We start from the raw sequence: 21,942 nt of genomic DNA on the forward strand, positions 1-21,942 counted from the left end.
GGGTGCTACTTCTGGGGGGTGCGGATGGTGATGCGGCTGCGGGTTTCCTCCGGGCGGATGCCCATCTCACGCCACCCGTCGGGCAGCATGTGGTCGAGCAGGTCGTCCACGCTCACCGCGCCGAGGAGGTGCTTATCCTCGTCGAGCACCGGACCACACACCAGGTTATAGGTTGCGAAGTAGCGGGCCGCTGTTTCCTTATCGTCGCTGGCGTACAGCGGCGGCAGGTCGGGGTCCAGGATGCCACTGACCAGGGTGGAGGGGGCTTCCCGCAGCAGCTTCTGCAGGTGCACGCACCCCAGGTAGCGGCCCGTCGGGGTCGCCGTCGGCGGGCGCACCACGAACACCATCGATGCCAGCGAGGTCGGCAGGTCCGGGTTGCGGACCGTGGCGAGCGCCTCAGCGACCGTGGTTTGCGGGGAGAGGATCACCGGCTCCGGGGTCATGATCGCGCCGACGGTGTCGTCGGCGAAGTCCATGAGGCGGCGCACCGGCTCCGACTCCTCGGGGTCCATGAGCTCCAGCAGCACGTCGGCCTTATCGTCGGGCAGTTCGCCCAGCAGGTCGGCCGCATCATCCGGGTCCATTTCCTCCAGCACGTCCGCGGCGCGCTCAATCGCGAGCGCCTCGATGAGCTCGGCCTGGTGGTCCTCGGGCAGCTCCTGGAGGATGTCCGCCAGTCGCTCGTCGTTGAGTTCCTCAGCGACGTCGACACGCTGCGTCGGCGTCAGCCGGTGCATGAGCGTGGCGGCGTCGGCGGGTCGCATGTCATCAAACTGGGCGACGAGCTCCGCGGTGGCGGGGGAGTGGTCCGCCGACGTCAGCGACAGGCCGTGCACGTAAGCCCAGGGCACCACGTGCAGGGGTGCCCGGCGGGCGAAGGTCGATTTTTGCCCGGAGACCGCCACCCGGGAGATCTGCCAGTCGCGGGTGCGGGTCTGTTCGATTTCCACGTCGGCGACCTGCACCGCCTTGCCGTGAAGGTCCTCCAACTCCGGGTCGTCGACGTGGACGCGGGAGCCAATGATGTCGTTCATGAGCGACAGCTCGCCCGCCCGGCGCTGGAAGGCGCGCATCGACACCGACCCGCTGACCAGGGTGATTTCGGTGGGGTCGATGGCCGCCACCCGCAGCATCGGTACGAAGATGCGGCGCTTGTTCACCATCTCCACCACGAGGCCGACGGCGCGGGTGATGTTGTGCGGCGGGCGGATGGTGACCAGCACGTCGCGGACGCGGCCGATGGGTTCGGTGTCGGGGCCGCGGACAATCATGCCGGCGAGGCGCCCCACGTACAGGCGGGTGACGGAACTCATGGTGCCCCAGTCTAGCGAGCAGCCCACACCACGCGGTAACGCCCCACCCGCACCCACCACCCCTGGCTGCAGGCAGGCGGCGCACCCGCACCGGGCGCGACCGTGCGAGAGATCCCCCGGGGCAGCCACACGACTCGGGGGAAAGGAGGGAACAGAAGGAGGGGCCAGAAGGAGGGAACACCGCTGAAGTGTGAGACGTTGGTGGAGTAGACACCGGCGGTGTCCCACACGATGCGCATCCCCCACAGCTGTGGTGCGCCGCCGCAGTGCCCTTCACCCTAGTTTTTCTGTTTTTCTCACACTGTTTCTCCCGCAGTTTTCTGCTGTATCTTGTGCCACGACAATCCCCCAAAAGGCCGGTTGATACCTCCTATGACCACCCCGCGCCCCACCACTGACCCCGCCCCGAGCGCCCGCGCTGCCGTCCGCGCGCCCTTCGGCCCCCGGGAGGCGACCCTGCGGCAGCTGCCCGACGGCTGGCCCGTCGGTTCCTTCGCCACCTACGCGGAGGCCGAACGCGTCGTCAACGCCCTCGTCGCGGAGCCCGACATTCCTGCTCACGCGCTCTCTATCGTCGGCGTCAACCCCGTCGAGGTCGAGCACGTCGTGGGGCGGGTGACGTGGCCGAGGATTCTCGTGTCTACCCTCGTGCAGTCGGTGGTGCTCGGCATGCTCATCGGCGTGTTTTTCTCCATGGGGACCGATGAGCTGGTGTCCACCGTCGGCATGGCCGTGTCGATGACGGTGCTTTTTGGCCTGGTGGTCACCTTCGTGCCGGCGGTGATGTCGCCCCGCAGGAAGAAGTTCCTCACCCGCACGGAGCTGGTGGCGAGCCGTTACGACGTGGTGTGCGCCCGGGATATCGCCCCGCGGGCCCGCGACATTGTGCGGGGCGTGCTCGCCGAGGAGCGCGGCAGTGCGCCGCGCGCGAGTACAGGTGCTCCTGCCGGTGCCGGCACGCCCGCCACCCCGGGGGACGTCTCAGCGGTGCCTGAGCCCACCGCCCCGGTGCCGCCCGCCCCGCAGGACGGCGCCCCCGAGTCCACCGGCTACGGGCAGCCCCCGGCACAGGCCCCGGGGCACGCTCCGGAGCCGCGCAATCCCTTCGGCGGCTAAACCGGGCGCACCCCAGCACCCCAACACCCCGTCACCGCGTGGGGTGCCCGCAGTGCCCCGCACACACACGTGCCCCGCAGCAGTCACCTTCGGGTGCGTGCTGCTTAGAGCCAGCGCTTGTGCTTCATGAAAATCCACAACACCACGACCGACAGGGCCATGGCGGCCAGGCACACGTAGTAGCCGTAGGTGCTGTGCAATTCCGGCATGTTGTCGAAGTTCATGCCGTAGATACCGGCGATCATGGTGGGCAGTGCCGCCATGCCGACCAGCGCGGAAATCTTGCGCATGTCGTTGTTCTGCTGCAAAGAAATCATCGCCACGCCGGCATCAATCAGGGCGGAGAGCCGCTCATCGTAGGAGGCGATCTGGTCGGCGGCGAGCAGCTCGTGGTCGAGGACGTCACGGTAGTAGGAGCGCAGCTCCTTCGACAAAATGTCGTGGTGGTTCGCGATCAAGCTGCGCAGCGCCGTCGACAGGGGGTCGATGGCGTGCCGCATCTCCAGGATCTCCCTTTTGAGCATGTAGATCTGCTCAATGTCGAAGCGGGTGTCGGGAGTAAACACTTCGGTCTCCAGCTCGTCGACGTCTGTCGACAGCTGGTGCGCAATCGTCAGGTACTGGTCGACCAAGATGTCGGCGACCACCCAGGAAATACCCGCCGGGCCCATCGCCACCTGCTCCGGCTCCGCCTCCACGAGGCGCCGGATCTGTGCCAAGGGGGCGGTGCCGGTGTGGGTAATGGTGATGATGAAGTCCGGCCCGAGAATCATCTGCACCTCACCGGTGGAGATGATCTCTTTCGCGTCGGCCACCGACTCGTGTTCCTTGTACTGCACGGAGCGCACCACGAAGAACAACTGATCGTCGTAGCGCTCCACCTTGGGGCGCTGGTGGGCGGTCACCGCGTCCTCCACGATGAGTTCGTGGACGTCGTAGGCGTTCGCGATGGCGATCATCTGGCGCTCGTCCGGCTCCCGCAACGCCAGCCACACGAAGCCCTTGCCGCGGCGGCGCACTTCCTCCAGGGCGCTGAGGTAGGTGTACTGGGTTTTCTCGGCGGCGCCGTCGCAGTACACCGCGCAGCGCTCGATGGCGGCTTCCACGGGGGCGGGCCGGGCGGGGGTGTGCGGCCGTGCCGGAGACTTTGAGCCGCCGTTTTTGGCTTTGCTGGCCTGCGCCTTGGCCGCGCCTGCGGCGGCCTTGACGGGCTTCATGAGCGGATTGGTCGCCACGGTGCGCCCCCTTCGTGGTGCTGAGCGAGTCGAATGCGGGTGGTTGTGCGGCGCGGGCTGTGCGCCGCGCGGCACTGCCTGCCGCGCCAACCACCGCCCATGCTAAACCCCACGCAGCAGCGACAACAAAGCACGCCACAGGTAGCGCGCGAGGCGAGCGCTGTTCCACGGCACGCATGCCCGCGCGCCCCGTGTGCGGGCGCGTCCCCTTGACCGCGCAGTGCGCGCCCCCGGAAGGCTCAGTGCGCGTGCCGGCAGACCACTGGCCACCCCGAGATAGGACAAGGGGGTGTCCGCGGGCGGGGCGGGTGCGGGCCGGCGGGTAAGATGAGCGCGGTTGGCTCACATTGCCTTCCCACCCCTGACAAGCCACCTTTCTCCCCGCCGCACCCCGACGCGCGCGGCACCCCACGCGGTGCCCGACACCGGGACTGGCTGGCGGGGTGTGACCCGAGGAGCGCGTTGACTGTTTCGACCCCGCCCGCACCGGAAGCCTCCGCCGCGGCGACGACCCGCCCCTACTACTCCACGGCCGCAGTCCTCACGGCCGCTGCCGCCCTCGTAGGGATGCTCAGTGGCTGCGCGGAGGAACCCACCCGGGAACCGATCGCCGGCTCCACGTCGGCGGTGCGGGTCATCATCGACGACTCGCGCCCCATGCAGGGCCTCGTTAGTGAGCTGTACATGAAGACGCTCAACGGGCACGGGCGGACCGCCCTGCCGTACCGGCCGACCGACACCGACCCCACCAGGCCCCGCTTCGAGGCACTCACCGCAGGCGACGCCGATGTCGTCGTCGGCTGCATGGGGGAGCTGCTGGAGGAACTCAACCCGCTGGCTGCGGCGAAAATCTCCGAAGAATACACCGCAGCCCTGGACGCCGGCGAGATCAGCGCCAACGATGGCACCTGGCGGGAAACCACTTACACGGCCTTGGTGAACTCCCTGCCGGGCAGCCTGGCCGCCACCGACCCCTCCAGCGCGACCGCCTGCAAGGAGTCCACGCCGAAGCTGCCGCAAAACATTGTGCCGATCTACCGCAAGCCGGTGCTCAACCGGGACGCGCGACTCATCATGAATAAGGTCACCGGCACGATGAGCACCGAGGACATCGAAGAACTCTCGGCGCAGATGTCCCAGTCCGGCTCGGTCTCTGAGGTGCTCGGCCCCTACATGGCCGCCCACGACCTGCAGGGGCCCTAAGCCACAAGGCCCGAGAAACACCCGCGCCAACAGACATGGCCCTCACCGGGCGCGGCCTGCTGCCAGCCCCGCAGAGAAGACGTCTGCGGGGCTTTTCTCAGTGCTCCAGGCGTTGCCGGTGTCGCGGGGCACGCGGACGGCGCTCAACCGCACACGGGGGAGGAGTCACCCGTGCCCTCACCCTCACGGTGACGCCGGGCCCGCTGCTGCGGGCGCTGCCCGTGCCGGGCCACAGGACTGCCCACCTGAGGGCGCCCCGAGGGCCGCCCCGCCCGGGAGGCGGCGCGCCGGGCACCGGTGTCGTCCGCCGCAGTATTCGCGCCCGAGAGGGTGTGTGCGGGGCAGGGCACGTGCGGTTGGGCGTCGAGCCGCAGCCGCACATTCGCCTGGAAGGTTCCGGCGCCGGCCGTGCGGAAGGCTGCGGGGGCGGGGCGTCCCCGCCGGTGCCGGGGTGCAGGTTCGGCGGGCGCTGCGCCGGGTGGCTGTGGTTGGCGGTGGTCATGCATGTGTGTGTCACTCCTTGGGCTAGGCATGAGGAATATTGCCCACCGGCCGCAGTGTGTGGCGCGGATGGTGGGATCACTTCGAGGTGGTGACAGGGGAGGGCACGCCCGAGATACGGTCATCCGCCCCCGCGCCGCTGGCGGCCACACCTTGGGGGGCACGCCCCACCGCCGCCTCAGAAGCGGGTGCGTGCCCCGTGCAGGCACGTGCGCCAAGCGTTGTGTGGCGTGGTGCCCCGTGACGCGCGGCGCAGCGGCCCACAGGTGCGGGGCCGACGTCGTGCATTCGCCGGCTGCCACCCGCGGGCCTGTCGGCAGGGTGTGCGGGCCTGCCGGGTGCGGGTGTGCTGTCGCGTGCGCGCTGAGGCGGGGTGGGGTGGTGTGCTCCCTTCGGTGTGCGTGGTGTGGCCAGTGGCCGGGGTGGGTGGATGACGTGGGGTGCGTTCCTGTCACGAGTCCTAGACACGCGGTGGACCAAGAATGGTTCCCCGAGTCCCCGATATCGGCCCCACACACATGTGGGCTGTGGTGCCGATACGTTGCAGGCATTATGCACACACACATTCATGCAAGGAAAGCATGTCATGCCCAACGCGTTATACATGGGCGCAAAAAACCACCCCGCGTGCCCTGTGCTGAGGACAGGGAACGCGGGGTGGTGGGCAGTGGTGCCGGCGTCGGGCGGGCGCCTGTGGGGAGGGTTACTCCTCGAAGGCGGCCTGCAGCAGCTGCTCCTGCTCGAAGGCGTGGACCTTCGCCAGGCCGGTGGAGGTGGAGGACTGCGCGCGGCGGGAGATGCGCTTCATCGGCAGCATGCCCGGGATGAGCTCCGGGAGGTGCAGGCCGAGGAAGGGCCACGGGCCTTGGTTGGCGGGCTCGTCCTGGCAGAAGCGGATCTCGGTGGCGTTCGGGTAGCAGTCGAACGCTTCCTTCAGGCGGTTGAAGGGGATCGGGTGCAGCATCTCGATGCGGACGATGGCCACATCCTCACGGCCCAGCTTCTTGCGGCGCTTCTCCAGCTCGTAGTACAGCTTGCCGGAGACCAGCATGATGGTCTTCACCGCAGCGGCGTCACCGATGATCTTGCCGTCGCGGTCCACCAGGCGGGGATCGTTGATGACGGAGCGGAACTTGGTGACCTCGGTGAAGTCCTCCACCGGGGAGGCCGCGTCCTTGAGGCGCAGCATCGACTTCGGGGTGAAGACGACCAGGGGGCGCTTGAGGTCGGACAGGGCGTGGCGGCGCAGCAAGTGGAAGTGGTTCGCCGGGGTGGAGGGCTGGGCGACCGTCATGGAACCCTCGGCGCACAGCTGCAGGTAGCGCTCAATGCGGGCGGAGGAGTGGTCGGGGCCCATGCCCTCGTAGCCGTGGGGCAGCAGCAGGATGACGCTGGAGGTCTGGCCCCACTTCGCCTCACCGGAGCACACGTACTCGTCGATGATGGTCTGGGCGCCGTTGGCGAAGTCGCCGAACTGGGCCTCCCACGCCACGACTGCGTCGGGGTTGCCGACGGAGTAGCCGTACTCGAAGCCCATGCCGGCGTACTCGGTCAGGGCGGAGTTGTAGACGAGGAACTTGCCGGAGCCCTGGGAACGAGCCAGGTCGTCGATGGGGTTGTACTCGGCGGCGGTGTTCGGGTCGATCATCACCGCGTGGCGCTGGGTGAAGGTACCGCGGCGGGAATCCTCACCGGCGAGGCGCACCAGCTTGCCCTCAAGGGCGAGGGAGCCGAAGGCGAGCAGCTCGCCCCAACCCCAGTCGATGCCGCCCTCGCGGACGGATTCGGCGCGCTTGGCGGCCACAGGCGCCACGCGCGGGTGGGGGCTGAAGCCCTCGGGCACGTTGACGTAGCTCTGCCCGATTTCGATCATCGTCTCCCGGGAGATCGACGTATCCAGGCCGTGGGGCAGCTGCTGGGAGGCGGTGATGCCTTCCTGGGCGGTGACCTGACGCTTCTCGGCGAGCTTGACCTCGTTGAAGACGGACTCCATCTGGTCGTGGAAGTCGCGCGCCACAGCCTCGGCATCCTCGGCGTTGAGGTCGCCACGGCCCACCAGGTCCTCGGTGTACTTGGTGCGGGTGGTTTCCTTGTTGTCGATGATGTCGTACATCTGCGGCTGCGTCATCGACGGGTCGTCGGCCTCGTTGTGGCCGCGGCGGCGGTAGCACACGAGGTCAATGAACACGTCCTTGCCGAAGCGGCGGCGGTACTCGGTCGCCAGGCGGCCGACCCACACCACAGCCTCCGGGTCGTCGCCGTTGACGTGGAACACCGGGCAGCCGAAGGCCTTGGCGATGTCGGTGGCGTACTGGGAGGAGCGGGAGGAATCCGGGGTGGTGGTGAAACCAATCTGGTTGTTGACCACGATGTGGATGGTGCCGCCGACGGTGTAGCCGCGCAGCTGCGCCAGGTTGATGGTCTCCGGGACGATGCCCAGGCCCGCGAAGGCGGCGTCGCCGTGCAGCAGGATCGGCACGACGGTGTAGCCGTCTTCGCCGAGGTCGAGGATGTCCTGCTTGGCGCGGGCGATGCCCTCCATGACGGGGTTGACGGCCTCGAGGTGCGAGGGGTTCGCCGTGAGCGTCACCTTGATTTCGCCGTCGCCGAACATCTGCAGGTACTGGCCCTCAGCACCGAGGTGGTACTTGACGTCGCCGGAGCCGCCGGCCTGCGCCGGGTCGATGTTGCCCTCGAACTCGTTGAACAGGGTGTGCAGCGGCTTGCCCACAATGTTGGCCAGCACGTTGAGGCGGCCACGGTGCGGCATACCGATGACGACCTCGTCGAGGCCCTGGCCGGCCGCGGTATCGATCGCGGCGTCCATGAGCGGGATGAGGGACTCGGCACCCTCGAGGGAGAAGCGCTTCTGGCCGACGTACTTGGTCTGCAGGAAGTTCTCGAAGGCCTCGGCGGCGTTGAGCTTCTGCAGGATGTACTTCTGCTCCGCGGGGGTGGCCTTCGGCTGGCCCTCCTCGAGGCGGTTCTGCAGCCAGATGCGCTCATCGCGGTCGAGGATGTGGGTGTACTCGGAGCCGACCTTCAGGGTGTAGGCGGCGCGCAGCTTCGCGAGCACCTCGCGCAGCGTCATCGTCTCCCGGCCGTCGAAACCACCGACGTTGAAGGTGCGGTCGAGGTCCCACAGGGTCAGGCCGTGGGTTTCGATCTGCAGGTCACGGTGGTCCGGCACCGGCAGGCCCGGCTGCTGCCAGTGCAACGGGTTGACGTCGGCGATGAGGTGGCCGCGGGAACGGTAGGCCTCGATGAGCTGCATGACGCGGGTGTTCTTGTCCACCCCACGGTTGGGGATGTCCTGCGCCCAGCGCATCGGGGAGTAGGGCACCCCCATGACCTCAAAGATGTGATCCCAGAAGTGGTCGTCGACCAGCAGCTGGCTCATGGTGCGGAGGAACTCGCCGGACTCCGCGCCCTGGATGATGCGGTGATCGTAGGTGGAGGTGATGGTGACGAGCTTGCCGACACCCAGCTCCGCGAGGCGATCCTCGGAGGCGCCCTGGAACTCGGCCGGGTAATCCATGGAACCGACGCCAATGATCGCGCCCTGGCCCTTGGTCAGGCGGGGCACGGAGTGGCGGGTACCGATACCACCGGGGTTCGTCAGGGAGATCGTCACCCCGGCGAAGTCCTTGCCGGTGAGCTTGCCGTTGCGGCCGCGGCGGACGATGTCCTCGTAGGCGTCGACGAACTCGGAGAACGACAGGTTCTCACACTCACGGATCGCGGCGACGACGAGCGCGCGGGAGCCGTCCTTCTGCGGCAGGTCGATCGCCAGGCCCAGGTTGATGTGCTCCGGGACGACGAGGGTCGGCTTGCCGTCGACGACCTCGTAGGCGTTGTTCATGTCCGGGTGGGCCATGACGGCCTTGACCATGGCGTAGCCGATGATGTGGGTAAACGAGATCTTGCCGCCGCGGGTGCGGCGCAGGTGCTCGTTGATCATCGCGCGGTTTTCGAACATCAGCCGGGCCGGCATGTCGCGCACCGAGGTGGCGGTCGGCACCTCGAGGGAGAGGTCCATGTTCTTCGCGATCGCCTTGGCGATGCCCGTCATGGTGGTCTTGCCGGCCTCCGGCAGCTCCCGGGTGCGGTTGAGCGGGCTTGCGGCCTTGCGCTTTTCTTCCGCCACCTTCGCCTCGTGGGTCTGCGCCGTCGTGCCCGGGCCGGCGGACCGCGGCTTCGACGCCGCGGGCTGGGCGGCGGGCTGCGCGGCGGGGGCGGGGCTGGCGGGCTGGGCAGGGGTGCTCGGGGCACCGTCCTGCGACTCAAACAGCTCGCGCCACTCCTTGTCCACCGAGTTCGGGTCTTTCTTAAACTGCTGGTACATCTCGTCTACCAGCCACTGGTTCTGGCCGAACTGTGTTGCGCTGCTCACGGCAGGTGCTCGCCTCATTTCTTCTGAAAACGACAAGTGGGTCAATCGTTGCTCGGTAGTTCAAACCCGCCCCACTCCCAGCTATTCCACACCCCACCTCCTCCCGCCCGTCGCCGCAGGGTGCGCGCCTGCCGGCTGCAGCACCTCCCGGGGGTGCCGGGTGGGCGGCGGGGGTAGCGGGCGCACACACCGTCACAGGGCTGGGCAGTGTGGGACACCGGGTGGAGTCGTGGGGGTGGAGTCTGTGAGTGCTCGTATGGGGGTAGGGAAGGCTCGAATTCGCTTGCCTACAGGCTAACGTGAACCAGGGGTGAATGTCTCATCTTGTTCTCTTTCGGGTGTGATTGGGGGTGGGGTGGCCGCTACCCCCGGGGTGTTCTCCTGGGTCTTTGCTTCCCACATCCTGCGGTATGTACCCCCGCGGGCCAGCAACTCGGCGTGCGTGCCATCTTCGGTGATGCGTCCGCCATCGACGACGAGGATCCGGTCGGCCCGCGCCGCCGTCGCCAAGCGGTGCGCCACCACAACGCTGGTGCGCCGCTGCGTGGCCCGCCCGGAGGCGTTCAAGATGGTGGTCTCGGTCGCGGGGTCGACCGTCGCCGTCGCCTCGTCGAGGAGCAGCAGCGCCGGCTCGACGAGCTCCGCGCGCGCCAGCGCGATGAGCTGCCGCTGCCCGGAGCTCAAGCCCTGGCCGCGCTCGCCGATCGGGTGGCGGAACCCGCCCGGGATCCGGGAGATCGCGGTGAGCGCCCCCACCCGGCGCGCCGCATCGGTGATCTCCTCGGCGGTGGCGGTGGGGCGACCGTAGGCGATGTTGTCTGCGACGGTGCCGCTGAACAGGTGAGCTTCCTGCGGCACGAGCCCGAGGGTGCGCCGCCAGGCGTGGAGCTCGAAGTCGCGGATATCTGTGGTGTCGGTGCCCCCCGTCGTCTCGCCTGCGCGGACGCTGCCGCTGCCGGGGTCGTAGAAGCGGGCCAGCAGCTTCATGATGGTCGACTTGCCGGCCCCGGTGGGGCCGACGACGGCGACGGTGCTGCCGGGGGCGATGCGCACGCTGATGTTGTGCAGCGCCGCCGTGGACGGGGGGAGGTGCTCTGCCGGGTTGCTGCTCCCGGCCGGCGCGTAGGCGAAGGTGACGTCCCGCAGTTCGATGGTGCCCTGTGCGGCGCGGCGGGCATCCTCCGTGTCGCGGGTGCCGGTGTCCGGCACGTGCGGTTCGGTGGCGAGCAAGTCCGCGATGCGGCCGAGCGAGACCTGGGCTTGCTGGTAGCTGTCGAAGACCTGGCTGAGCACCTGGATGGGGCTGAGCAACAGGCCGAGATACAGCACCGCGCTGACGAGCACGCCGGCCGACAGGGTGCCCTGCTGGACCATGGTGGCGCCGACGCCCAGGACCACGGCCTCGGTCGCCAGCGACAGGAAGGAGACCCCGGTGAAGTAGATCGCGATGACTTTTTGGCTGTGCAGGCGGGTCGTCCGGTAGCGCAGCGCGGCGTGCGCGAAGCGGTCCGCCATGTGTGGTTCGGCGCGGTAGGCCTGGATGCTGCGCAGCCCGGTGACGGACTCCTGGAAGTCGGCGTTGACGGCGCTGATGTCCCGGCGGGCCTGCCCGTAGAGCCGGGAGGAGATCCGCCGGAACACAATCGTCGCGACGGCGACGACGGGCACCACGCCGAGGGCCACCAGCGCGAGCCGCCAGTCGGTGGTCACGAGGATGGCCGTCACCCCGCCCAAGGTGCCGACGGACACAATCGCCTGCGCCAGGCCCGTCTGTAGGAAGGAGGTGAGCGAATCAATGTCGGTCGTCATCCGGGTGAGGATTGAGCCTGCGCGGGTGCGCTCAAAGTAGGACAGCGACAGGCGTTGCACGTGAGCGTAGGAGCGCACCCGCAAGGCAAAGAGCAGTCGCTCGCCGGTGCGGGCCGCGAGCACTGTCTGCCAGGCGGCGGCCGCCCAGCTGGCCAGCACGACGACGAGGCCGGCGGCGCTGATCCACCACAACGTGGCCGCGGAGCGGGCAGCGATGCCGTGGTCGATGGCCAGCCGCATGAGGGCGGGGAACGCCAAGTCGCAGGCCACACCGACGATGAGTAAGGCGACGACAGCGGCGATGAGGCCGCGCACGTCCCGCAGCATCGCCCAGGGCCGCAGGCCGCCGACGGCGTCCCGCCAGCGGGCGGCATCCACCCCGGGGGATTCCTGCGCCGGCGGCAGGGCGGCGGCCCGCCGCATGAGCTCCGGGGTGGCGCTGATCGCGGCCGGCATGCCCGGCCCGCCGGCACCGTGGGGGTGCCCGCCCGCCGAGCGGGCGGAGTTCCTCGCCGCGGCGCGCCGCATCTGGGAGGCACTCGGCCCACCCTGGCCGGCGTCCCCGGCGGTGTGCGGGGGCCAGAGTTCCTCCCAGGCGGGGGTCTGCCCCTCGTCGAAGGGCACCGGCTCGCCCGCAGGGGTGGGGGCCAAGGCCATGAGGGTGGCGACCTGCGGATCGGCGGCCATGGAGGCTACGGGGCCGGCGGCGGTGACCCGCCCGCCATCGAGCACGACGAGGGTGTCGGCGGCCCGCAGGGTGGATTCCCGGTGGGCGACCGACACGATCGTCACGTCGCGCAGCTGCTCCGCCATGCCGCGAATGATGGCGGCCTCGGTGGCGGCATCAATCGCCGAGGTCGCATCGTCGAGCACCAGCACCCGGGGGCGGCGCAGGATCGCCCGCGCGAGCGCGACACGCTGCCGCTGCCCGCCGGACAGGGTGAGCCCCCGCTCCCCGAGGACGGTGTCAAAGCCGTGCTCGAGGCCCTCGATGAACTCGGTGGCCTGCGCCAAGTCGGTCGCCCGGCGCACCTCCTCCTCCGAATAATCCCCGCCGAGGGTGATGTTGGCGCGCACCGTGTCGCTGAGCAGCCACGCCTCGTCGAAGACGCACACCACCGCCTCCCGCAGCGCCCGCGGGTCGAGGTCTGAGACATTGACCTCCACTGGGGTGCCCTCGGGGGAGGATGCCGCACCCGTGAGCACAATGCGGCCCGCCTCCGGCGGGTAGAACCCGCCGAGGAGCTGCACGAGCATCGTCTTGCCCGCCCCGGGCGGGCCGATGAGCGCTATGTGCCCGCCAGCCGGCACCGACCAGTTCACCCCGCTGAGCACCGTGGTACCCCGGGTGGAGAAACTCACGTCCTCCACACGGACGCCGAGCGGGCCCGCCGGCACGGGTGCCGCGGGCGCGCCATCCGCCGCCGCGCCCGCGGCGGGGACTGCCTGCGGCAGGTCCAGCACGTCGTGGATGCGCGCCACCGAGGACAACGCCAACTGCACCCGCACCGCCACCCCTGCCAGCATGCGCGTCGCACTCGTCATCGCCGTGAGATACGTCGTGAACGCCACGAACGTGCCCACCGAAATCTGCCCCTGCAGGGTCAACCAGCCGCCCAAGGCCACGTTGACGACGAGGGTGACAAGCGGCAGCTGGTCGAGAGCCGGCTGGAAGCGGGCCGTGACTTTCGCCGCCCGCATCCGGTGGGCGTACACCTCGCGGCTTAAGTTCTCGACCGCGTCGACCTCCCGCTGCTCCTGGGCGAAGGCCTTGACGACGCGCACCCCGGTGACGGTTTCCTCCACCCGGGTCGCCAAATCCGCCGCCTTTTGCTGCGCGGTCCACGTCGCCGCAAACAAACTCTTCCGTGACAGCGACGCGCCCGCCACGATGAGCGGCACACTCGCCAAGGCAACCAGCGCCAGCCAGGGGCTCAGCCACAGCATGACCCCGATCATCGCCACCACCCGCAGCGCATTGCCCGTCGCCAGGGGCAGGACCGCCGTGATGCCCTGAATCGTCGCCAAGTCACTAATCGCCCGGGACGCCACCTGCCCCGTCGATACCTGGTCCTGGGCCCGCCCGGAGGTGCCCAGCAGTCGGTCCAGCACCTTCAGGCGCAAGCGGTGCTGCACCCCGATCGACATCCGCCCCGCGAACCAGCGGCGCCCGAACTGGCACACAAACCGCACCACCGCCAACACCAACAGCACGACGATGACCGCCGCCAGGGGGGAGAACTCCGGCAGCAGCCGCGTCGGCAGCGCCTGCGTGCGGGAGCCGGTGGCGATATCAATCGCGTCGCGGGTCACCAGCGGGGCGGCGGTCTCCACGGCGGTGACAAGCACCGTGAACACCACCGCCACGATCCCGGCGCGGCGCTCCAGGGCCATCATGGCGAACAGGCGGCGCAGCCCACCGATCCGCTCGGCGGGGGTGGCAGTGGGGTCCGCGGTGGGGTGTTTCGGAATGTGTGCGGGGTGGCCGGCACTCACGATTGGGCTGGTCCCTTCGTCAAGGCAACAACAGGTGGCGAAAAGCAAAAGGTCGACAAACGACCGCGAAGAGAAAAGCGAAAAAGAGAACCGAAGAACCGTGGCAGGAAAGAAGCAGAGAAGAAACTGTGGCAGAGAAAGCTCAGCGGGAAGAGAAAGCCACGGAGGAAGAACAGGCGACCACGGGGAGAAAAGCGCAGAAGAGAAGGGGAAACGAACACCAGGGGCGGCGGGAGCAGGTGTCGCGCACCCGCGGCCCGCAGCGAGAAACGCTGTCCGCCGATTGCTGTGCTGCGCGCCGGTGGGGCAGACCCCGGTGGGGTGCCTCGTGTGGTGGCCTCGCGCGGATGGCCGTCTTCCTTTGATGGTATGCGCCCACCCAGCCGTGGACTGCAGCGCGTGGCCGCCACACACCCAACGAATGCGGCGGGAGCCATCGGTGTGGGGCGTCAGGCGCCACCCCTGCGGATGCCTGTGGGGCGGTTGCGGGCGCGTGGCCTGCGGGAGGGCTCTCACGCTGCGGATGCCGGGGGAGGTCCGCCGGGTGATGTGCTGCGCGCCCACACCAGGTCTGTGATCGTGCCCGCATACGCTCCATCTGGCCCGCGCCGGGCGGGGGCGCACCGCGGTGCGGTGGGCTCACAACGCACACCACCCGGCCACCACAGGTGTGCTGTGGGGCCGGGTGGTGGTTGCGGGGTGAGAAAAAGTTTCCGGGGTATAGCCCGCCGGTGGGGTGTTAGACCTCGACGTCGCTGAGGACAGTGTCCGGCTTGGCGACGTCCTCGCGCGCCGGGGTGGCAAAGGCCTGCGGCACCGCGCCCAGGGAGGTACGGGAGTTCTCGATGAGCTTGGTGACGATCTTGCGGTTGGCGACGGTGCCGACCACCGCGCCGATGCCGAGCGGCATGACCTTGCCGATCCAGGTGCCCCACACCTTCTTGGAGAAGCGCTTCATGGCGGACTTCATCAGTCGCGAGTTCACCTCGTTGAGGCTGGGGGTGCCAAAGCGGGTGAGGGTGGCCGCCACGGAGGCGCCCTTGCGGTCGCCGAGGTTGCCGACAACGGTGTCGACGATCATGGTGCCCGCCGACCCCAACAGCACCACGAGGATGAGCGCCCGGCGGCGTTCCTCGTTGCGGATGTCCACCCCGCGGAGGTGGGCGCTCGCCATGACGTAGAGGGCAGCGGCGTCGAGGAAGAGCATGGATTCTGCGCCGACGGCGGCGGCACCCGTGGCGAAGCCAATGCCCGGCACCGCGGCCGCGGCGCCGACACCGGCGCCGGAGCCGGTGGCGAAACGCATGATGTGCTTGTCCATGAGCGCCTGAATCTCATAGGGGGAGGCGTCCGGGTGCTTGGAACGCAACCAGTCGACGTAGCCTTCGATGAGGCCGGTCTGCATGTGCACCGCCTTGTTGAGGGCGGTGATGAGGATGCGGCCGGAGGCGCCGGCGCGTTCCTCGAGGGCCTTCGGATCGCTGCCAACGGCGTCAACGATGTCGCGGTTTTTCTCAGTGCGGTCGAACAGTCCCATGTGGGGGTGGTTTCCTTTCGAAGGCTTAGGTAGTCCACGAAGTCACTCGTGGCCAGCTGTCGGGCCGCGGGTGCTGCGTGGACAGACCAGGCTACCGGGCGCGCCCGCGGGCCGGCTACTTCATGCAACCAGCAGTCGCGCCCCCGGCATTCCCACGCAGGCACGGTGAGTGCGCAGCGCGCGGGCGGTGGTGTCGTTGTGCGCCGGCGCTGTTACTCGGCGGCGGGCTGCGCCGGCGGGGCGGCCGGCTCCTGCTGGGCGTAGGCTTCCGCCTCGTCGACGAGCGCCCGATCCGGCACCACGCCGGTGTACAGGGCGAACTGCTCCGCGGCTTGGAGGGCGATGATGTCGCCGCCGTTGATGACCTCCCGGTTGAGTTTTTCCGCCATCCGCACCAGCGGGGTGTGCACCGGGAACGCCACACAATCAAGCACGATCTCGCAGGCCTGGATGTCCTCCACCGCGAACGCGAGCTCCTCCTCGGAGCCGGGCTCGCCCCCATACATGCCGATCGGGGTGACGTTGACGAGCATCTGTACCTCGCGGGGGAGCTGGGTGGAAAATTCCCACCCGAAATCGGCGGCCAGGCGGGAACCCGTGGCCTGGTTGCGGGCCACCACCGTGCCCCGCATCCCATGGTCGGTGAGCGCGGCGACGACGGCGCGCGCCATACCGCCCGAGCCACGCACCGCGACGGTGGTCTCCGGGGTGGCGGACGAGCGCTTGAGCAGGCGGCGCACCGCAATGTAGTCCGTGTTGTACCCGGTGAGCACATCCCCGTCGTTGACGATCGTGTTGACCGACTGCAGGCGCTCCGCGGAAGGATCCAGCTTGTCGAGCAGCGGAATCACATCCTCCTTGTAGGGCATGGACACGCCCGCACCCCGAATATTCAACCCCCGAATGCCAGCCACCGCGGCAGTGATCTCACTGGGCGCGCACGCCTTGTAGAGGTAGTTCAAACCCAACCGGTCGTAGAGGTAGTTGTGGAACCGCACCCCGTGATTGGAGGGGCGGGCCGCAAGAGAAATACACAGGGTGGTTTCACGGTCGACGATGTTCACCATGGGTACTACCGTAGTGGCATGAGCTTCTCGTCGCGCGCATCGCATACCCCGCACCGCGCGACGCCGCCTGCCGCCACCACCCCCAGCAGCAGCGACGCCCACCGCGCGCGGCTGGCAGCCTTGCGCGCCGAGGCCGCACTCCCTGTGCCGCCCCCGGGGCCGCTGGTGCCGGAGACCTCCGACGGCATCCGCCGCTGGCGGGGCGTGCCCTTCGGGCGGATCATCCCCGGGGCGGGGCGGTGGCGCGCCCCACAGACCCTGCCCGCCTGGGAGGACACCCGGGTGGCGGATACCTACCAGCCGCCCGCCGCGCAACCGGGGTACAGCTGGCAGGACCGCGTCCACGGGGTGGAAGACTGCCTGACGCTGGACATTGTGCGCCCCGACGACGGGCGCACACTGCCGGTGGTGGTGTACTTCCACGGCGGCAGTTTCCTGGTCGGCGCCAGCCACCAGGAAATCCTGCGGGGGCACAAGTTCGTGCGCGACCTCGACGTGGTCTACGTAGCGGTGAACTTCCGCCTGGGGGTGCTCGGCTACGTGGACGTCACCCACCTGGAACCCCCAGGAGAGCAGACTGCCGCAGATGTGCTCGCCGGGACTGCGGGGACCGAGTCCCGCACGGTGGCCAATCCTGCGCTCTACGACCAGGTGCTGGCGCTGCGCTGGGTGCGGGACAACATCCACGCCTTCGGCGGGGATGCCGGCAACGTGACCATCATGGGCGAATCCGCCGGCGCCCAGGCCGTGCTGGCGCTCATGGCCTGCCCCGTCGCCGAGGGCTTATTCCACAAGGCGATTGCCCAGTCGGCCCCGGCGGCCACGTTCCACCACCCGGAGCAGGCGGCGTTTTGGGCGCAGCGCCTCGCCGACCACGTCAAAGGCGACCCCACCCCGCCCGATGCCGACACTGACGCCGACACCGGCGCCGCCGACACACCCGGGCGCCCCACAGCAGCGCAGGGGAGCTGTGACGATGCTGCGGCAACGATCGCACCACAGGGGGCACCCACAGACAACGACGCCCGCGGGCAGCACCCAGTACCTCCAGGGCGTGCCGGCACCTCGCCGCTGGCGCGGTTGCGGGCCGTGCCTGTTGACGCGCTCATCAGCGCCGGGCAACGCATGATCCTGCGGAACCCCTCCTTCGGGCCGTTGAACTCCTCCTTCGGACCAGCCGTGGAACCAGGCATGCTGCCGATGCACCCCGTCGACGCCTTCGCACAGGGCACTGTCGCCCCCGTGCCTCTCCTCATCGGCACCAACAACGACGAGGCCAGCGTCGCGAAACTGCTCTACCTGCGCGCCGCCCCCCGCAGCGCCCGGGCCCGGACCATCCTGCGGGCCTACGACCCGGAACACGCCGACCACGTGCTTGCCGCATACAAACACGCCCGCCGCCGCACCGACTTCGCCCACCTGCTCACAGACGCGGTGTTCTGGGGTCCCAGCGTCCGCATCGCGGAAGCACACGCCCGCCACGGCCACCCCGTGTGGATGTACCGCTACGACTTCGCCAGCGCCTGGATGCGCAAAATCGGCATGGGCGCCACCCACTCCATGGAACTGGCCTACCTGTTCAACGACGTCGACGCCTCCCGCATCAGCTCGGTGCACAAGATGGGCGACGACTCACGCTTCGGGGCGGTGACCACGCTTATGCAACGCCACTGGGGTGCCTTCATCCACGGTGGTGCCCCACAAGCAGACTGGCCGGCCTACCGCATCGACGACGCCCCCGGCGCGCCGGGCGGATCCCAGCCGCAGGTGTGCCGGCACCTCGACCGCGCCACCCTCATCATTAACGCGCCCCATGAGGTGGCCTACGATCCGCGCGCCTATCAGCGCATCGCCTGGGAGGGTTACACCATGACGGAGTGGGGGCGCGGCATCCCCGGCTTCCTCGCCGCCACGGGCGGTACGCACAAGGATCTGGAGGATGGTGGGGCCGAGGAGAGTGCTGACTGTGGCACGGGTAGTGCTGCGCGCAGCACGGACGCGGCTGCCGGAGCGTCCGCGCACCCCGCACGGCCCATGGACACCGCCGACGCCCAGGATGCGGCACACGCTGAAGCGACGGCAGGTGGTGCTGCGCGGACCCCTGCACCGCAGTCTTCGTCCGGCGAGCCCGTGAGCGCGGTCGATTTGAAACGCCTCGTCAAGGCGGCGCACGCCGAATCCAAGCAGGACACCAAGGAGTCCTACTCGAATTACAAAGCGCGCACGAAGCAGAAGAACACCCACGCCAAGCACTCGCAGCAGAACGCGGTGACGCCCGCGCCTGCGGACGTGCCGGGACGCGGCGGCACCTTCGCTGAAGGCGAAGAGCCCGCACGCGACACGAAGACACAGCCCACGACGAAGAAGAGCACGAAGAAAACCAAGAAGAACAAGAAGAACAGGAAGGGAAAGAAGGAGGCCAAGGACACCAAGACCGCAAAGACCACAAAGAACACAAAGAATACAGAGAACACAGAGAACGCGACGACAACTCTGCCGCAGACCGCTCCACCCCAGGAGCAGGGCAGCCTCGCTGTCACGCGGGGCGGGGAGCTGGGCGCCACCGGAACGGGCCTCACGGCGGCACCTGGCGCCGCGGAACCCACCCGCGGCCGCTGGCGGCGGCGCGTGCCCACCGCCCGGGTCATACTCGACGGACTGGGGCTCGACCGCGGCCGGGGGCTGCGGGGTGAACAGATCGCCGACGCAGTCGACGTGACACCCGCAGATAATGAGCACGCAGCGGGTCCTGCCGCACAGGATTCGGCACAATCGACCACGACGCCGTCGCGCCGGGGTCGTCGCCGCAGCGTGAAGGAATCACAAACCACCCGCGCGGAGCGCGGCCGAAAAGTGAAACGCCGTCGGGGCGACCGCTAAGGGCTGTGCCTGCGGCTTTTTACCCGAGGCACACGCACAAGGCCCGTGCTTGAGCGATGCCTTGATTCTCCTTCCTTGACTTCGACGTCCGGTTTTTCTTCTTTACTTTTTCTTCCAGTCCTTCGGCGGTGCCCGCACCCGCGTGGCACCCTGCAACAATTCCGACAACCCGACACACAAAAAAGGGGGCACAACAGTGGCGAGTGTGGACAAGACCTTGGCCCACGTGGTGGCGGAGTATCCGCTGCTGCAGCCGGCGGTGGAGGTTCCCGACGTGGCCCGCTACCCGGAGGCCGTGGTCACCGTGGAGCAGCTGGGCAGCCCCGATTCGCTCGCGTTAGCAATCGCGGCCTCGGCGGAGCGCTATCAGTTGGGGGACAAGCACGCGGCTCAAGTGTGGTGGTTTTCGCTGGCGCACTCGTTGACCCGGCCAGCGATTACCGCGATGGTGGAGTTCTTCGTGGTGCCCAGCCTCGACCTTGACCGCGGCACGCTGTTCCACCGGGTGGGGGACGCGGGGCTGGATCCCTACTGGTGTGGTTTCCGCCCAGGAGCGCTCAACGAGTGTGCCCACGGGTCCGCAGGGGAGGGCCTGGTGCAGGAGGTGCTGAAGGCACTGCCTGGACGTGAGGTTCTCGACGCGGTAGCGCGGGAGCGTGACGCCTGGGACCTCGACGAGGAGGAATTCGCCCAGTTGGTGGGGTGCGCGCAGAGCGCACAGCAGCTGGTGCGCAGTATCCGCCCCCTGCTGGAGTCACTGTGCGCGGCGTCTGGCCTGCGGCCGGCACCGTTGTGGGCGGTGCTGGGCGATTCCCTCATCGCGCATGCTGCCGACAGTGGCAACGAGAGCTTCGATCCGCAGCGCGGTTACCTGGTTGCCCAGGCGCTGTACGCAGGCATGGCGGACGTGATGCCGCGGCCCCGCTTTGAGGTCGTCCGCGACGGGCAGCTGCTGGCGTTGGCGGCGCCGAGTGCCGATGATGACACCGCGGCGGGGGAGGACGCCGGGGTCCCTGCGGCAACGAATGCCGCTCGCGTGATGGCTTCCGTGTCCGGGGGCGGGGGTATTGATCCGGACGATCATCTCTTCGCCCGGCGGGCATCGTGCTGCATGATTTATCACTCCCCGACGGCGGAAAAGTGCACGTCCTGCCCGAAACACACGCCCCAAGAACGCAGCCAGCGGCTGCTGTCGTATGTGGCATCGCTGTAGGGCTCGGATACCCCCGTTTGCCCGCGTGCGGCGCACCACGTGAGCGCTGTGATTAGGCTGGCCGCAGGTGAACGACACCTGATGTGCTTTCCCGCCACCCCGTGCGACAGATCGTCCTCCCCGTGGCCTTGGCACACGGAGGACGAAGGCACCCCTGTGGGCGAGTGCTGTGTGGTGAGGGGTGTGTGGGGGGAGCGTGACTTGATTTCCGCCGAAGGGATTTTCCAGATGAGTTTTTATGAGGACATTGCCCGGGCACTCGATGCGGCGCAGATTGAGTACCGGGTGGGCAGCGACTGCCACGTGATGGTGCCGATCACCTCCGGTGTGGAGGTGCAGTTCGTGGAGATCGACCCGGTGGTGCCGGCCGCGAACGTCTACATCGCCGCCGTCGACGACGCCACGGGGGAGGAGTTCGCCCCGGAACTCGTGCAGGTGGTGTTCTCCCCGGAGGATGCTGTCACCACGATCGAGCGCTACATCACCACCGACCTGGTGGTCACCCTCATCCGGGATTTGATGCTGGGCACGGATGAGCGCCTGGAAGGCCTGGTGTTCACCCAGGACTTCGAGGACCCCAACATTCTCTCCGCAGAAGTGGCCGAGACTGCCTCGCTGCTGGTGCTCATCGACGATTCCGGCACCGAGCCGGAAGCCCGGGTCGTCTTTGAGGTCCCCAGCGCCGACGCGGACGCCGAGGACAGTGAGTGGGCGGTGGCCATGACCTCGGAGGTGTTGGAGCTGGGCACCTACAGTGACTTCGATCGTTTGCTGGACGTGCTGGAGTTGGCGTCCGAGCACGCGGAGAACTGGGAGCGGGAGCTCACCGGTTCTGCCCGCGCGATGGACGACGAACCGGAGGTCTACGACATCTTCGGGCTCGACGATGACGACTACGACCCGGAGTTGGAGGACGACGACTTCGATGATGGCTCGGAGGACGACCTCGACGACGCAGACGCCGATGACGACGATCTGCACAGCGCTGACGCGGGGGTTGAGGCGCAGTAGCCCGCGCATGTGCGGGCACATGTGAGCACCCCGGCCCCACGCCACACCACGGTCTGCCCCGACCTCACGCGGCACTGCGTGTGAGGTCGGTGGTGCGGGCCTTCGGTGGAGTCTCTCTTGTGAGTACCGCCGTGGGCGGCCGGGCTGATCTGTGCCTGTGGGGGA

The 21,942-nt window shown here is 68.6% G+C and carries 11 protein-coding genes; 5 read left to right on the forward strand and 6 right to left on the reverse strand.

Translation table 11 applies throughout. From position 1 onward, the window contains the following. Window positions 1–5 precede the first annotated feature (5 nt). Entirely contained in the window at window positions 6–1,316 is a 1,311-nt protein-coding gene (locus C1Y63_RS01715) for a magnesium transporter MgtE N-terminal domain-containing protein (protein WP_106014738.1), read from the reverse strand. Window positions 1,317–1,688: 372 nt separating this feature from the next. Between C1Y63_RS01715 and C1Y63_RS01720 the strand changes: the two genes are divergently transcribed. Next, on the forward strand, window positions 1,689–2,432 hold the full coding sequence (locus tag C1Y63_RS01720; RefSeq protein ID WP_106014739.1) for a general stress protein: 744 nt from the start codon (window positions 1,689–1,691) through the stop codon (window positions 2,430–2,432). A 104-nt stretch (window positions 2,433–2,536) separates the two neighbouring features. Here the strand turns inward: C1Y63_RS01720 and C1Y63_RS01725 are convergent, their stop codons facing one another. After that, window positions 2,537–3,667, reverse strand: a complete 1,131-nt coding sequence (locus C1Y63_RS01725; RefSeq protein ID WP_233195521.1) for a magnesium and cobalt transport protein CorA — start codon at window positions 3,665–3,667, stop codon at window positions 2,537–2,539. 462 nt (window positions 3,668–4,129) lie between these two features. Here C1Y63_RS01725 and C1Y63_RS01730 point away from each other — a divergent pair, with 462 nt between their 5' ends. Then, window positions 4,130–4,870, forward strand: coding sequence for a hypothetical protein (locus C1Y63_RS01730; protein WP_106014740.1), 741 nt, complete (start codon window positions 4,130–4,132; stop codon window positions 4,868–4,870). A 1,204-nt stretch (window positions 4,871–6,074) separates the two neighbouring features. Here C1Y63_RS01730 and C1Y63_RS01735 read toward each other — a convergent pair. The 4 genes from C1Y63_RS01735 to C1Y63_RS01750 form a co-directional block, all read right to left on the reverse strand. Continuing rightward, window positions 6,075–9,764: a multifunctional oxoglutarate decarboxylase/oxoglutarate dehydrogenase thiamine pyrophosphate-binding subunit/dihydrolipoyllysine-residue succinyltransferase subunit gene (locus C1Y63_RS01735; RefSeq protein WP_106014741.1), complete on the reverse strand. Its 3,690-nt coding sequence runs from the start codon at window positions 9,762–9,764 to the stop codon at window positions 6,075–6,077. A 294-nt stretch (window positions 9,765–10,058) separates the two neighbouring features. Then, window positions 10,059–13,970, reverse strand: coding sequence for an ABC transporter ATP-binding protein (locus C1Y63_RS01740; protein ID WP_106014799.1), 3,912 nt, complete (start codon window positions 13,968–13,970; stop codon window positions 10,059–10,061). 838 nt (window positions 13,971–14,808) lie between these two features. Then, entirely contained in the window at window positions 14,809–15,606 is a 798-nt protein-coding gene (locus tag C1Y63_RS01745; protein ID WP_106014742.1) for a hypothetical protein, read from the reverse strand. Window positions 15,607–15,818: 212 nt separating this feature from the next. Continuing rightward, a complete protein-coding gene (locus tag C1Y63_RS01750) occupies window positions 15,819–16,673 on the reverse strand; it encodes a shikimate 5-dehydrogenase (protein WP_106014743.1) in 855 nt (284 codons plus the stop codon). 18 nt (window positions 16,674–16,691) lie between these two features. Here C1Y63_RS01750 and C1Y63_RS13210 point away from each other — a divergent pair, with 18 nt between their 5' ends. The 3 genes from C1Y63_RS13210 to C1Y63_RS01765 all read left to right on the forward strand — a co-directional run bounded on the left by C1Y63_RS13210 (window position 16,692) and on the right by C1Y63_RS01765 (window position 21,777). Next, entirely contained in the window at window positions 16,692–19,553 is a 2,862-nt protein-coding gene (locus tag C1Y63_RS13210) for a carboxylesterase/lipase family protein (RefSeq protein WP_106014744.1), read from the forward strand. A gap of 205 nt (window positions 19,554–19,758) precedes the next feature. Beyond that, window positions 19,759–20,766: a (2Fe-2S)-binding protein gene (locus tag C1Y63_RS01760; protein ID WP_146128829.1), complete on the forward strand. Its 1,008-nt coding sequence runs from the start codon at window positions 19,759–19,761 to the stop codon at window positions 20,764–20,766. 228 nt (window positions 20,767–20,994) lie between these two features. Beyond that, window positions 20,995–21,777 carry a hypothetical protein gene (locus C1Y63_RS01765; RefSeq protein WP_106014800.1) on the forward strand — a complete coding sequence of 261 codons (783 nt, stop codon included), beginning with the start codon at window positions 20,995–20,997 and terminating at the stop codon, window positions 21,775–21,777. Window positions 21,778–21,942 lie beyond the last annotated feature (165 nt).

The sequence above is a fragment of the Corynebacterium sp. 13CS0277 genome, assembly GCF_002994655.1.
In the GTDB taxonomy this organism is placed as follows: Bacteria; Actinomycetota; Actinomycetes; order Mycobacteriales; family Mycobacteriaceae; genus Corynebacterium.